The sequence below is a fragment of the Ferruginibacter sp. SUN002 genome (assembly GCF_050611725.1).
Taxonomy (GTDB): Bacteria; Bacteroidota; Bacteroidia; order Chitinophagales; family Chitinophagaceae; genus Ferruginibacter.
In genome coordinates this window covers 220,372-235,403 of record NZ_JBODJB010000001.1, presented here as the reverse complement: position 1 = coordinate 235,403, position 15,032 = coordinate 220,372, and the positions used below count along the sequence as shown (strand labels likewise).

Sequence of the window (15,032 nt, the reverse complement as noted above, 5' to 3'; positions counted from 1 at the left end):
AACCCTTTTCCATCGCTCTACAGTTATATATAGCAGATGGAACCAATTTTAACTAAAAGACGATTTTTGAGTGATAATCTGGACATATTGGTTGAAGGATGCAAAAACAACAATTTGCAGAGCCAACATGAGTTATATAAGCTCTGTTATCCCGACATGATCAAGGTTTGCTTCAGGTATGCACCCGATGCTGATGGAGCCGGTACTATATATAATGATGCCATGCTTAGGGTGTTTAAGAATATTCATAAATATACTGATGAAGGAAAGTTATTAGCATGGATCAAAACAATTGTGATCAATTGCAGTATCGATTTTTGTAAAAAGAAAAATATTTTCAAAGAATCCGTACCCTATGTTTCCCAGGAAGAACCGATGTTGTCGCCGGAAGCCTTTGATCGGGTTTCGGCAAAAGAAATTCAGCAGATGATCGCTCAATTGCCACCAACTACTTCAACCGTATTTAATTTGTTTGTGTACGATGGTTTCACACATAAACAAATTGGAGAGATATTATCCATCAGCGATAATACCAGCAAGTGGCATGTAAGTGAAGCAAAAAAAATATTGAAACAAAAATTAGAAAACCTATCCCAACCCCAACTAAAGACAAATGCAGCAGGATAATAACAATATTGAGAATAAGCTAAGACAACTGGATAGCCAGCAGTTGCCCGATCTCAGCCACATGGATGAGCATTGGCAACAGATGCAGGCTATGTTGCAGCCGCCTTCTTCCGGCATGAAAGTAAATGCTAAAGGAAAATTATTAGGCGGTGGAATTGCCGGGGTTGCAATCATCACTTTGTGTTTTTTAGCTTATCAAAAATTTGCTCCGGTTACTAAAAAAGCAAAACAAACTAATTACGTAGAAAATAATGTGAATGCTGCCAATGCTGTTGACACTCCATCTATAACCGATTCTGCTGTTAAACCCGTTACGCTTACTGCTGGCAATTCGATGTTGGGTGCTTATACCAAACTATTTGTTTTGCCACCGGTACCCAATTTACATGATGACACAAATGTTGGAAATGGTGGTGAAGATATTTTCATCGATTCCGTAAATGAGATCACTGCTCCTCAAAAAATATTGGATCAATCAACTTTACTTACTCAATTTATTGGTCAGCTATCAAAAAGCCCTCAGCAATTTTTTATTAATAATAAAAGAGATACGCTTATTACGGCCTCAGAAGGAACATCGATCTTGATTCCTGCAAATAGCTTTGGCGGTGCTGATAGTATAGAATTGAGGTTGATCGAGTATTACAAAAAATCTGACATGATACTGAATCAACTTAGTACTACCAGCAATGGTAATCAGTTAGAGACCGGAGGCATGATCAATATAACTGCAACGCATAACGGAAAAGAAGTGAAGGTTGCCGGCAATAAACCGTTAACACTTTTTATGCCCGATACAAGTCATATCAATATGACCAATATGGAATTGTTCAATGGCGATAAAAAACAACAATCTATCAATTGGTTGCCAAGAGGCCAGAGTTTTGTCAGAAACCAATGGGTTACCGAAGTTAGAGTGCTAAACATTGTTGATGAGCCATATCATGTAAGAGTAAAAAATAAAGGAGAGATCGGATATTTTCTTTTGGGAGATAGTTTGAAAATGACAAGATCAGAGTTGAAACGAATTGTGAAAGCAAAATATGGTTACCATAAAGTAAAGCTGAGACCCAATTTCAGAGAGGCTTTCTTTACCACTCAGACGGATAGATATTATGATGAAACTTTTGCAAGACGTATTGGTGATTCTGTCTGGATGGATAAAACCATAGCAGATAGATACAAATTGGTTGGAACAGCAACGAGACAAACTTTGCGTCAGGAGTTTAGGCGTTCAAATACTTTTACCAATCTTAATCTCCAAACGAGTAATGCAGTTCAAAATATTCGTGATAAATATAACGTTGATATTACCGAATTAAAATGGATCAACTGTGATAGATATTATGCTGATAGCAGAAAAAAGATTGAGTATAATGTAGATCTTGGCGACACTTCAATAAATTATTACACGGTGTTGGTTTTTGACAAGATCAATTCAATAATGACGGGTAACTGTAGTGGAAACAAAGTGTCATTCCCAAATATACCTGTTGGCGAACCTGTAAAAATAATCAGCATGGGTATTAACCAGTCGGGTGAAACGGTATATTCGATTATAAGTGTTGTAACGGGGGAGGCTGGAGTAACGGGATTACAGTTTGAAAAAACATCTACAATCGACCTGAAAACCTCATTGTGCAAATTAGATCAATAAGCTAAGTAAACGGAACGTTAGAGTACAAATCGCTGCTATTTTTATGGCAGCTTTTTTTTGTAAAAATAGAGGTGTGAACTATAACTTGATGTAGAATTACTGAAGTTGAGTCTACAGTAGCACAAAAGTCAAATCAGGGTACAAACCCAAAATCGGGGCGTAATCGATTTCGGGCGGCTTTTTTGCCTGCCCCGATTATTTCGGGGGTTACTTTTTTTCCGCAAAAAAAAGTAACAAGAGCTTAATTCAAGTAATTTTGCACCCAATGAATAATCCATCAAGATATTTGGTTACAGCGGCGTTACCCTATGCCAATGGCCCCGTACATATCGGGCACCTTGCAGGCTGTTATTTACCGGCAGATATATATGTACGTTATTTGCGTTCTCAAAAGAAAGATGTAAAATTTATAGGCGGCAGCGATGAGCATGGTGTGCCTATCACCATCCGTGCCATGAAAGAAGGCATTACACCACAACAAGTAGTAGACAGATATCATGCGTTGATCAAAGAAAGTATGCAGCAAATGGGCATATCTTTCGATATCTATTCCCGTACATCAAACCCCGTTCATCACGAAACCGCATCAGCATTTTTCAAAAAAATGTACGATGCCGGTTTGTTTGAAGAAAAAGAAACCGAGCAGTATTATGATGAATCTACTAAAACATTTTTAGCTGATAGATATATTACAGGTACATGTCCTGTTTGTGCTAACCCGAATGCTTATGGCGATCAGTGTGAAAAATGCGGTAGTTCTTTATCGCCTGAGCAATTGATCAATCCACGTAGTGCATTAAGTGATGCAGTGCCAGTAAAAAAGAAAACCAAACACTGGTACTTTCCTTTGCAGAATTATGAGACTTGGTTAAAAGAATGGATCATCGACGGGCATAAGGAGTGGAAGAATAACGTATACGGACAATGTAAAAGCTGGTTGGATAGTGGTTTGCAGCCTCGTGCCATGACAAGAGACAGCAATTGGGGAATTAAAGTGCCGTTACCAGATGCAGAAGGAAAAGTATTGTACGTTTGGTTTGATGCGCCTATCGGCTATATCAGTGCAACAAAAGAATTAACAGAACAGTGGGCAGATTACTGGTGTAAAGAAGATACAAAACTTGTACATTTTATCGGAAAAGATAATATCGTTTTTCATTGCATTATTTTTCCGGCAATGCTGAAAGCGCATGGTGGTTTTGTGTTACCGGATAATGTGCCTGCCAATGAATTTTTAAATATCGAAGGAGAGAAGGTTTCCACTAGCCGTAACTGGGCTGTGTGGGTGCATGAGTATATCAAAGATTTTCCTAGCTGTGAAGATGTGTTGCGTTATGTATTGTGTTCAAATGCTCCTGAAACAAAAGACAATGATTTTACCTGGAAAGATTTTCAGGATAGAAATAATAGTGAACTGGTAAGCATCTTCGGAAATTTTGTAAATCGTACATGGGTATTGATGCACAAATTATGCAACGGAAAAGTCCCACCGTTACATGCTGATATTGTAGATGAAAAAGATAAAGCACTAATTGAAGCTATTCAACATTCAAAAACAAAAATTCAAAATAATCTCGAAGAATATAAATTCAGAGATGCATTGTTTGATGTGATAGATCTTGCAAGAACAGGCAATAAATATATGCAGGAAAAAGAGCCGTGGATTGTGGCAAAGCAATTAACTCAAAATCCGGATGCTCAAAAATCGATAGATAATTGTTTGCATTTGTGTTTGCAATTAACAGCGAATCTTGCCATCTTCATTAACCCATTTTTACCGGATACAGCTAAAAAAATGATAGGCATGATGAAAGTGGTAGAGAAAATGCTGGATTGGGAAAATGCAGGAAAGATAAAATTATTGAGTGTGGGCTATAGCTTGAGAGAACCTCAATTATTATTCAGAAAGATAGAAGATGAAGAAATTACCGCACAAATTGAAAAATTAAAAGCAGGATTAGTAAAAGCTGAAACACCGAAAATGGAAGAAAACAAATCTGAAATCTCTAATCTGAAATCTGAAATTGTATTTGATGATTTTGCAAAAATTGATTTGAAAGTAGGAACAATTCTTTCTGCAGAAAAAGTTGAGAAAGCAGATAAGTTGTTGAAACTGGAAGTTGATCTTGGCTTTGAAAAAAGAACGATTGTCAGCGGTATCGCATTACATTTCAATCCAGAAGATATCATTAACAAACAAGTAGTGGTTGTTGCTAATTTGGCTCCTCGTAAAATGAGAGGCATCGAGAGTAATGGAATGATCTTAATGGCAGAAGATACAAGTGGCAAATTACATTTTGTAAAGCCTGAAAATATCATTAATCCGGGTGCAGGTGTAAGCTAAGCTTACCCTGCAAACGGAAATATAATTTTTAGTGTAACACCATTACCCGGTGTCGATTCAATTTTTACTCTTCCATTATAAGCATCTACACGGTTGAATATATTGATAAGACCAATACCTTTTAATTCGGTTTTTTCTTTATCAAATCCTTTACCATTATCTGCTATAGTTAATTGAATGTACTTGTTTACTTTTTTCAATGTAAAGTTTGTAGCTGTCGCATCTGCATATTTAATAATGTTATTGCTTTGCTCCTGCACAATTCTGTAGATCATTAATTGCTGTTCATCAGAAAGTACGTCTATTGCATCCTGACTGAAATCGATAGAAGTTTTGATATTATTCAATTGCTCCAGATTTTTTGCAATATCATTTACGCTGCTAACCAAACCTACGGTAGATACTACGGAAGAATTCAAGGTTCTTGATAAGGCTCTAATTTCTTCAATTGCCATCATTAAATAGTCGGTAGCTTTATCAAGTAGTTCTTCCTGATTTTCTGTCGCTTTTTTCGCAACATTAATATGCAATTTAGAACTCATCAACAACTGATTTACATTGTCATGTAACTCGCCGCTGATACGATCTCTTTCTTCTTCCTGAGCCTCTAATGTAGCCTGATTGATTTGTTTTTGTCTTTGTATTTGTTCGTTCACTAATTCAGCCTGCATCTTTTTTCTTTCAGTGATATCTAATGCATGACCACCTACGAATTTTTGATCGTCTCCAAAAGTTAACAGAAAATAGTGTGCAATAAAATATCTTGTCTGACCGAATTTGTCAACAAATCTGTCTTCAGAAATGATCACTTCTCCGGTTTCTAATACTTTTTTGTTTTTATCCAGAATAGCTGCTGCCACTCTTCGATTTGTTACTTCATAAATGTTTTTACCAATGGCATCCTGTGTAAGTCCAACAGTTTCCATTAAAACAGGATTACCATAAACAAGATTTCCGTCTTTATCATATACCCATCCAAGGTTATGACTATTGCACATAAAGCTTCTGAACATTACTTCATTCTTCTGTAATTTTTCAGTGGCAACTTTAATAGCGGTAATATCTTTAAAAGATGAAATAACGGCATCGGGAGATTTATGTCCGTCTTTATAAATGGCCCTGGTGTTGATCGATAACCAGATCTTAGTTCCATTGCTTTGCTCAACACCCATGATGGTATCATTCGTATCAACACCTGTTTTAAGCGTTACAATTGCAGGAAATTCTTCTAACGGAAATTCGCTGTTATCTTCTCTTGTTGCTTTCCATTTTGGACTAGCAACGACTAAGCCGGTTGCCTCATCATCCGTTAATCCTAAAATTTCTTTTGCTCTTCTGTTAGCTGTGCTCACTGTCCCATCAGCATTGATCAGCATAACACCTTCAGATAAAGATTCAACAACAGTTTGATATTTATTTTCGATCTGAGCAAGCTCTCGATCCTGTTGTATTTTTTCTGAAATATTATGATTCACTAAAACGATCGATGAAACTTTTCCGGCCTCATCTTTCATTAAAGTACACCTTGAATTAAAATATATTCTTTGTTTGTCTTTAGTATAGAAAATAATGTCCCCTGCCCAAAAACCATGTTCAAAAAGACTTTTTAAAGCATCATGTAAAGGCAAACCAACTATTTCAAAATTGATCAACTCAAACAATGATTGTCCGATTGCATCTTTTAACGGCATTCCGTAAATAGCTTCGGCAACTGGGTTGAGTCCGGTAATTTTAAAATTAGGATCGGCTGTAATAACTGCCTCAGGCAGTGCATTTAACAGGTCGCTAACTACTAAAGGGGATTTGTAGCTAACAGATAAGGGGCTAAGGGTAGCTTTAGCAAGGTTCTTCATGCTCAGGTTTTTTTAGGTTTATTGGATTTATAATAAAATAGACAAGGCTACTTTATCTGATTGCTTGTTTAGTTGTTTTTGTCTTTTGTTTCATTAAATCCGGCCTTTTATTCGTATTTCCTGAATAATAAACGTAGAAATACTCGATTTAGTATGTATTATGGACGCTTAGCTATATCTTTTTATAAATAACACGTAAATCTCAACTTAATAGCCATCAATATTTTAGAAAAAATTCTATTTGACTTATGTCAATTGATATGTGTAAGCAAAGTGAACATTATTTTTTCTGAAAGTTTTTCCAAAAGTCTTAATTTCGAGATAGAAATAGTTGTTTAACTAACTAATTTTTAAAAGTACGAATTGCTTAAAATTGATAGTATGAAAAGAACCATAAAAAAAGTAGCTGTTTTAGGAAGCGGGGTAATGGGTAGTAGAATTGCCTGCCATTTTGCAGGGATAGGGTTGCAGGTGTTATTATTAGATTTACAACCCAAGGATTTATTGGCCGATGCAAAACTTTCAGAAAAAAATAAAATTGTAAACGACGCTTTGGCAGCTGCCATAAAAAGTAATCCTTCTCCTGTTTATACAAAAGATGTTGTTAAAAAAATTAAAACAGGAAATTTTACGGATAATATGAAAGATATCGCAGACTGCGATTGGGTAATTGAAGTGGTGGTTGAAAGACTTGACATTAAACAATCAATTTTTTCTGAAGTAGAAAAATTCCGTAAACCCGGTACATTAATTACTTCCAACACTTCGGGCATTCCCATTCATATGATGGCTGAAGGAAGGAGTGATGATTTTAAAAAACATTTTTGCGGCACACACTTTTTCAATCCACCAAGATATTTACGTTTATTAGAAATTATTCCAACACCGGATACCGACAACGCAGTTGTAGATTTTTTAATGAACTATGGAAGTTTACAATTAGGTAAAACAACGGTGTTGTGTAAAGACACTCCGGCATTTATTGCAAACCGAGTAGGGGTGTTTGGTATGATGGCCATTATGAATGCCATGGAAAAGCTGCAATTAAGTATTGATGAAATAGATGCATTGACCGGTCCTATCATCGGCAGACCAAAATCGGCCACCTTCAGAACAGCTGATGTTGTAGGGATTGACACATTGGTAAAAGTTGCAAAAGGTGTTGCCGATAATTGTCCGAATGATGAAGCAAAAGACACATTTACAATTCCATCCTGGTTAAATAAGATGGTTGAAAATAATTGGTTGGGAGATAAAACAGGTCAGGGGTTTTTCAAAAAAACAAAAGGTGCAGGAGGAGAGAAAGATATTCAGGTGTTGAGTCTCTCAACGATGAATTATGAACCAAGAACTAAACCCAAATTTGCAACGCTGGAAACTGCCAAACCTATCGAAGATCTGCATCAACGATTAAAAGCGCTTTGTGTCGGTACAGATAAGGCAGGTGATTTTTATCGTCAGTTCCATTATAGTTTATTTTCTTATATCAGCCATCGTATTCCTGAGATAAGCGATGAGTTATACAGAGTAGATGATGGTATGATGGCCGGTTTTGGCTGGGAGATAGGGCCTTTCGAAAGTTGGGATACATTGGGTGTTGCAAAGACAACAGAAGCGATGAAAGCGGCTGGTTATAAAGTAGCTGCTTGGGTTGATGAAATGTTGGCTGAAGGAAATACATCATTTTATAAAGTAGAGAATGGAAAGCGTTTATGCTATGATGTTAGTAGTAAAAAATACAAGCCCTTACCTGGCGGCGAAGCATTTATTGTAATGAAGAATTTTGCTAATGAAACGGTTTGGAAAAATTCTGCTTGCCGTACCTATCATTTAGGTAATGATGTGTTGGGCCTGGAATGGTACACCAAAATGGGTAGTATTGGCGGCGAGGTATTAGAAGGCGTACAAAGATCCATCGCATTGGCAGAAGAAAAATATAAAGGATTGGTTATTGCAAATGAAGGAAATAATTTTAGTGCAGGTGCAAATGTGGGTATGATATTCATGTTGGCGATAGAACAAGACTATGACGAGATCGATATGGCTATTCGTCAATTTCAGCAAACGGTTATGAGAGTAAGATATTCGAGCATTCCGGTTGTGGTAGCTCCTCATGGATTGGCTTTAGGTGGTGCCTGTGAAATGAGTTTACATGCCGATAAAGTAATTGCGGCTGCGGAAACTTACACAGGTTTAGTTGAAGTAGGCATTGGTGTAATACCCGGTGGTGCCGGTACAAAGGAATTTGTTTTACGTGCTGCAGATGAAATGCATGAGGGGGAAGTGGATACACTTACATTGCAAAATCGATTCCTAAACATTGCCACTGCAAAAGTGTCAACCAGTGCACACGAAGCTTTTGATCTTGGTATATATAGAAAAGGCAGAGATATTATCAGCATTAATCAGGGAAGAAGAATTGCTGAAGCAAAACAAGCAGTGATTGAATTGTACGATGATGGATATGTAATGCCGGTACAACGCAACGATATTAAAGTTTTAGGACGTAGTGCTTTAGGTACATTGTTAGCAGGTATCAATGGTATGCAAACGGCTAATTATGCAACAGCACATGATGCAACGGTGGCTAAAAAATTAGCATATGTAATGTGCGGTGGCGATCTGAGTGAACCGCAATTAGTGAGCGAACAATATTTATTGAATTTGGAAAGAGAAGCATTTTTAAGTTTATGTGGCGAAAAGAAAACTTTGGAAAGAATTCAGTCGGTTTTAAAAAGTGGCAAACCTCTGAGGAATTAATGGTAAATTACCGGTATGAAGAATTTTATAGCAGGATTGTTAGTAGGAGGAATCATAACGGTTTGTTGTTTTGTATTTCTAAAAGAAGGTCCAGCTGTTCAAGTACCTGTTTATCCTGCTGCAGATTCAATTTCTGCTATTGAGGTAATTAATAAAAAAATTGATACCGTTGTTCCTCGTACAATTCATACAAATATTTCATCAGCACAACAGGATATTATAAACAGAGATAGTTTGGTGTCGTTTGCAAAAACATTATTGGGAGTGCCTTATTTATATGGAAGTACTGATCCTTCAAAAGGTTTTGATTGCTCCGGATTTATTACTTATGTTTTTAATCATTTTAAAATAAATGTTCCAAGGTCTTCTTATGATTTTGAAAAAATAGGTAAGCAAAAAGATCTGTCAACTTGCACCAAAGGCGATCTGATATTATTTAGAGGAACCAATCCAAAAGAATTGACCATTGGTCATATTGGTATTGTGATTGATATTATTAATGGCAAACCATCGTTCATACATTCCAGCAGCGGTAAAGTAAACAGTGTTACAATCACTTCAATGGAAAGTGTTTATTATCAAAGCAGATTTGTAAGTGTGATTGATGTATTAACTAAATAGAGACTAATTGATATTAAAGTATGGGAGAAGCAGAATTACTACCACATAAAAAACAACTCATTATTCATTCCGTATTATTTTTTTATGGAGATGCCGCTAACGATCTTTTATCAATTCAAATTGCAGAAGACATACAACAACATTGGAACGAAGCTAACGGAAAAGTGAAGATCAAAAATGATATTTACAAAGTTGTATTTGATATTGAAGGCATTTGGTCAAGATCATTATCTCCTCAAATGGTTTTTGAAAATACCAATCCCAGAAATAATTATTTCAGAATAGAAGAACATGCTACCGGAAATATCTCATTTGTGGATGCGGTGAATTCTAATACCGGTTATTTTAAACTGGATAATCTATTAAATAACTCTACTACCGCTGCTCATGAATATGGCCACACTATTGGGCTCGATCATCCACATGAATTGGATATTAGAGGAATGGGAGCTCCCGGAATTATGTATCCAAGAGGAACCATTACTGATCCTGCATTTCAATATGATCCTAATGCTGAGCCACTAAAACCCGGCGGCACCATGAATCCGTTTACGAGAAAAGTTTTGCAAAAAGATATTGATGATTTGAATTTGCAAAAATTACAATTTGATAGAAATGGATTTGCTGTAATTGGTGGTTTTAGTTCTGTGTGGCATGAAAAACATAATTCCTGAGTAATTGATTTCTTCTTGTTACAACCAATTTATTGTTTTTACAGTCTACAGATTTTCTATGGCTTTATCAATTGTATCAAAAGAAAACACAAACCCTTCTTTCAATATCTTCTCATTACTCACCCTACTACTTTTCAAAATTTCAACACTTCTTCCTCCCAGCATGATCTTTAACACAAATTCTGGAACATGCATCGGAATAAAAAACCTCCCCTTCAATTTTTTTGCAAGCGAAAGGGTAAGTGTTTTATTGGTTACAGGCTCTGATGCTACAGCATTATAAATACTATTGATGTTTTGATTTTCTATACCATAAATAAACAATCGACAAAGGTCATCAATATGTATCCAGCTGATCAGTTGTTTGCCACTTCCTAAAATTGCAGCTACGCCAAATTTTATCGGCTTAATAAATTCTGCCAAAGCTCCTCCATCTTTACTCAATACAATACCAATTCTGAGTTTTGCCACACGGATATTCAGTTGCTTGAATGGCTCAACACTTTCTTCCCAAAGCCGGCAGGTTTCACCTAAAAAACTATCGTCAGCTTTTTCATCTTCTGTATGTAAAATGTCGGAAGGAATATACCAGCCTATAGCCGAAGCACTGATCACAGCTTTTATTTTATGAGTATTGTTTTTTAAAGTATCGATCAATAATTCACTGCTCTTGGTTCTGCTATCTTGTATCTCTTTTTTATAAGCTGTCGTCCATTTTTTATCTACCACGCCGGCACCGGCAAGATGGATGATGTAGTCAGCTTTTTGTACAGCCGTAACATCAATTGTTTTTTTATCAATATCCCATTGGGCATACGTAACATTGCCGGATGAAGGTTGACTTTTTCTGCTTAGGACGATCACGTGGTATCCTTTTTGCAGTAATGCATTAGTAAGTGTTTTACCAATAAGACCCGTACCGCCTGTAATTAAAACTGTTTGCATATAGTTAAATAATATCGCAATCTAAACAAAACAAATTTTATCTTGTTCAAATATTTAAATTGGCTGTTTTAGGTGTAATTTTAAAGAAGAATAATTTGTATGATAAGGTGCCTGTCAACTCTTTTGTTTATTGCTTATTGTTTATTGCCGGTTGTTGGCAATGCTCAACGTATTACTTATACCGAGCCACTAGCAAACGACAATCGTGATATTAATTTTGAGATCATCGGTAAAGTAAAAAGCAATATTCTTGTTTTTAAGAACATTCGTTTTAAATATGCTATTTCTGTGTACAACGATAGTATGGTTTTGAAGGACAAAAAAGACCTTGATATTATAGAAGGAAAAACTTTTAATGTTGACTTTATTACTTATCCTGACTTTTTTTATCTCATCTATCAATATCAGCGAAAGAGGATAGTGTATTGTATGGCGGTAAAATTAGATGCTGAGGGTAATATGATTGAAAAGCCGGTTAAGCTGGATTCCACATCAATCAATGTTTTTGGTGATAATAAAATTTATAGTGTTATTAACAGTGAAGATAAAAAATTCATTTCCATTTTTAAAATTCAGAAGAAAAATGAACGATTGAATTTTTCGACCCTATTATTCAACAACGAATTAAAATTTATCAATAAGGCAGATTATATACTGCCGTTCAATGAAAAGAAAGATATCTATAATAATTTTCTATTAGACAATGAAGGCAATTTTGTTTTTACCAGATCTACTACATCCGGCAATGCCGATTATTCAAGCCAAATGCAGTTGTATGTAAAATCTGTTGCGGCCGATACATTGATGAAACATGATATTGATCTGAATGAAAAATATCTGGACGAAATAAAATTAAAAATTGACAATGTAAATAAGCGCTATCTTATCAACTCTTTTTACTACAAACAAAAAAGAGGCAGTATTGATGGTATCTTTTCATTTATCTGGGATAAGCAAGGAGATTCTTTATTTGTCAATCGTTTTTTATACCTCGATGAAGAGATTAGAGCCCTTGCAAAAAAGAATGCATCCATACGAACAGCTTTCGACAATTTCTTCATTAAAAATATTATAGTAAAAAAAGATGGAGGTTTTATCCTCATAGCTGAAGATTTTTATACTATTAGCCAGGGTTATAATAACAACAATATCTGGAACCGCTGGGATTATTTCTATTCCCCTTATTCTAATCCCTACGGTTATTACTATGATCCGTTTTACAGATCGTTTTACAATAATAACAATGCACCCAATACAAAATATATTTACAACAGTTTACTTGCAATTAGTTTTGATAGTAAGGCCGTTGCTCAATGGAGCAGGATTATAGAAAAAGAGCAATTTGATAATGATAACGATAATTATTTATCCTTCGTTAATTTTAATACAGGCGGACAAATTCACTTTTTCTTCAATCTTTTAGAAAGAAGAAAACAGTTGTTGTCTGATTACAGTATTACGGCCGATGGTAGTGTAACCAGAAATGCGACATTCAGAAAATTAGACGAAGGGTATGAGTTTATGCCACAATTTGGTAAACAGGTAGGAGCAAGACAGATCATTATTCCATGCACTTTCAGAAATTCGTTGATCTGTTTTGCTAAAATAGATTACTAACGAATTTTTTTAAGCCACATTTATTAATCACATTTGCAGAATAAATAATTAAACAGTGACAGGCACATTTAAAGCCAACAATCCCTATAATAATTTTTTACTTTTAGTATATGGGCTTCTGCTGAAGTTGCATATGTTTCTGCATCCTGTTATTCCGGTAGAGCAAAAGACCGACGGATTTTTATTCAAAGCTTTATTAGCACAGTTATCGGCTATTGGTAAAACCATTCCTGCAATCTACCCTATTATAGCATTTGTATTATTGTATATGCAGGCCATTGTTTTTAATAAGTTGGTAAGCGATCAACGCCTCATGCCAAGATCGAACTATTTAACAGCAATGAGTTATTTGCTCGTTACATCTTTATTCACCGAGTGGAATATTTTATCCGCATCACTCATCATCAATACATTGCTGATATGGGTTTGGGCACGTATGAGTGCTTTGTATAACAGCCCCAATCCTAAAACGGCATTATTCAATATCGGTATTGCCATTGGCTTGAGCACATTTTTTTATTTTCCTTCAATTGCTTTTGCCCTGTTAATTGTTTTCGGGTTGGTTATAACAAGACCTTTTAAATTAGCCGAATGGTTGATCGCTTTATTAGGCATTATCACACCTTATTATTTTGTGTTGGCCATTGCATTTTTAACCGATCGGTTGAAGAGCTATACATTCCCCGGCATAGCGTTCAGTTACCCTAAGTTCTATGATTCTAACTGGGCATTAGCTGCCATCATTATTGTTTTGTTTGCAACCATTGTAGGATTGTATTACATGCAGAAAAATTTTCTTCGTCAACTGGTGCAATCACGTAAAAGCTGGCAATTGGTTTTTTTGTATTTTTTGGTAGCCATATTCATCCCATTTATTAATGCCACTTATACTTTTCAGTATTGGATCTTATGTGCCGTGCCGCTTTCCGCCTTTGTAGCCTGCGCATTTTTATACCCCGAAAAAAAGTGGTTTCCCACCTGGCTGCATTGGATAATGGTAGCTTTTGTGGTGGCTTTTAGTTACTTCGTGAAATAATGAAATGAATAATTACCTTTGCGTAAATTTTTGTAACCGGCATTTGTTTTTCATGGCATCATCGTTGTGTCACTCACTTGTACGGCAACTCATTATTCATCAAATACACATAGTAAAATAATTTCACATGAAATTCGGCGTAGTAGTTTTTCCCGGAAGTAATTGCGACAGAGACATGATCGAATCACTTAGAAACGATCTTGGACAGGAAGTAGTAGAACTTTGGCATAAAGATCAGGACATCAGCAGTTTTACAACAGATGATTGCATTGTATTACCCGGTGGCTTTAGTTTCGGAGATTATTTACGTTGTGGTGCTATTGCAAAATTTAGTCCGATGATGCAAAGTGTGATAGAATTTGCAAATAAAGGGGGTAAAGTACTGGGCGTTTGTAATGGATTTCAAATTTTATGTGAAAGTGGTTTATTACCGGGTGCATTGTTACGTAACCAACAACAACAATTTGTTTGTAAAAATGTATTCATTAAAGAAGCAGCAGCCGAAGGCAGTTCTGCATTAAAAATTCCGGTTGCTCATGGCGAAGGAAGATATTTTGCCGATGATAAAACATTAGAAGAATTGGAAATGCATCGTCAGATCATTTATCGTTATTGCGATGAAAAAGGAACGGTTACCTCATCTGCCAATCCAAATGGTGCCACACATAATATAGCCGGTATCTGCAACAAAGAAAGAAATGTATTTGGCATGATGCCTCATCCAGAAAGAGCTACCAGTAATATTTTAGGAAATGAAGATGGAAGAAAAGTGTTTGCACATTTGTTTGGGATAAATTAAATAAAAACTCATCATAAACACATAGCCCTCTTTTGGAGGGCTATTTAGTTGGAAACGATCTAAAACTTGAGGAACCTATTTGGCACCTCAAGTTGGGAG

At 35.8% G+C, this 15,032-nt stretch carries 11 protein-coding genes; 9 read left to right on the top strand and 2 right to left on the bottom strand.

Features of this window, described 5'->3' with window-relative positions; genetic code table 11:
- Window positions 1-36: 36 nt before the first annotated feature.
- From ACQ33O_RS00990 to metG, 3 genes are all read left to right on the top strand, one after another.
- Complete coding sequence (locus tag ACQ33O_RS00990; protein WP_430993676.1) at window positions 37-627, top strand: RNA polymerase sigma factor; 591 nt, start codon at window positions 37-39, stop codon at window positions 625-627.
- A complete protein-coding gene (locus ACQ33O_RS00985; RefSeq protein ID WP_430993675.1) occupies window positions 614-2,284 on the top strand; it encodes a hypothetical protein in 1,671 nt (556 codons plus the stop codon). The genes ACQ33O_RS00990 and ACQ33O_RS00985 overlap by 14 nt, the downstream gene beginning before the upstream one ends.
- 265 nt (window positions 2,285-2,549) lie before the next feature.
- The gene (gene metG / locus ACQ33O_RS00980; protein WP_430993674.1) at window positions 2,550-4,628 is read left to right on the top strand and encodes a methionine--tRNA ligase; all 2,079 of its coding nucleotides are present in this window, start codon (window positions 2,550-2,552) and stop codon (window positions 4,626-4,628) included.
- A gap of 2 nt (window positions 4,629-4,630) precedes the next feature.
- On the opposite strand, the gene ACQ33O_RS00975 is transcribed toward metG, so the two are convergent.
- Complete coding sequence (locus tag ACQ33O_RS00975) at window positions 4,631-6,481, bottom strand: PAS domain S-box protein (protein WP_430993673.1); 1,851 nt, start codon at window positions 6,479-6,481, stop codon at window positions 4,631-4,633.
- Window positions 6,482-6,862: 381 nt separating this feature from the next.
- On the opposite strand from ACQ33O_RS00975, the gene ACQ33O_RS00970 reads away from it, so the two are divergent.
- From ACQ33O_RS00970 to ACQ33O_RS00960, 3 genes are read left to right on the top strand one after another with little or no spacing between them, the layout of a single operon-like run.
- On the top strand, window positions 6,863-9,241 hold the full coding sequence (locus tag ACQ33O_RS00970) for a 3-hydroxyacyl-CoA dehydrogenase/enoyl-CoA hydratase family protein (RefSeq protein WP_430993672.1): 2,379 nt from the start codon (window positions 6,863-6,865) through the stop codon (window positions 9,239-9,241).
- A 15-nt stretch (window positions 9,242-9,256) separates the two neighbouring features.
- Entirely contained in the window at window positions 9,257-9,862 is a 606-nt protein-coding gene (locus tag ACQ33O_RS00965; RefSeq protein WP_430993671.1) for a C40 family peptidase, read from the top strand.
- 20 nt (window positions 9,863-9,882) lie between these two features.
- Entirely contained in the window at window positions 9,883-10,536 is a 654-nt protein-coding gene (locus tag ACQ33O_RS00960; RefSeq protein ID WP_430993670.1) for a peptidase M10, read from the top strand.
- Window positions 10,537-10,581: 45 nt separating this feature from the next.
- Here ACQ33O_RS00960 and ACQ33O_RS00955 read toward each other — a convergent pair whose 3' ends face one another.
- Window positions 10,582-11,481 carry a TIGR01777 family oxidoreductase gene (locus ACQ33O_RS00955; RefSeq protein ID WP_430993669.1) on the bottom strand — a complete coding sequence of 300 codons (900 nt, stop codon included), beginning with the start codon at window positions 11,479-11,481 and terminating at the stop codon, window positions 10,582-10,584.
- Window positions 11,482-11,580: 99 nt separating this feature from the next.
- Here ACQ33O_RS00955 and ACQ33O_RS00950 point away from each other — a divergent pair, with 99 nt between their 5' ends.
- From ACQ33O_RS00950 to purQ, 3 genes are all read left to right on the top strand, one after another.
- Complete coding sequence (locus ACQ33O_RS00950) at window positions 11,581-13,098, top strand: hypothetical protein (RefSeq protein WP_430993668.1); 1,518 nt, start codon at window positions 11,581-11,583, stop codon at window positions 13,096-13,098.
- A 55-nt stretch (window positions 13,099-13,153) separates the two neighbouring features.
- Window positions 13,154-14,134, top strand: coding sequence for a DUF6427 family protein (locus ACQ33O_RS00945; RefSeq protein WP_430993667.1), 981 nt, complete (start codon window positions 13,154-13,156; stop codon window positions 14,132-14,134).
- 127 nt (window positions 14,135-14,261) lie between these two features.
- The gene (gene purQ / locus ACQ33O_RS00940) at window positions 14,262-14,933 is read left to right on the top strand and encodes a phosphoribosylformylglycinamidine synthase subunit PurQ (RefSeq protein ID WP_430993666.1); all 672 of its coding nucleotides are present in this window, start codon (window positions 14,262-14,264) and stop codon (window positions 14,931-14,933) included.
- The last annotated feature ends 99 nt before the right edge of the window (window positions 14,934-15,032 follow it).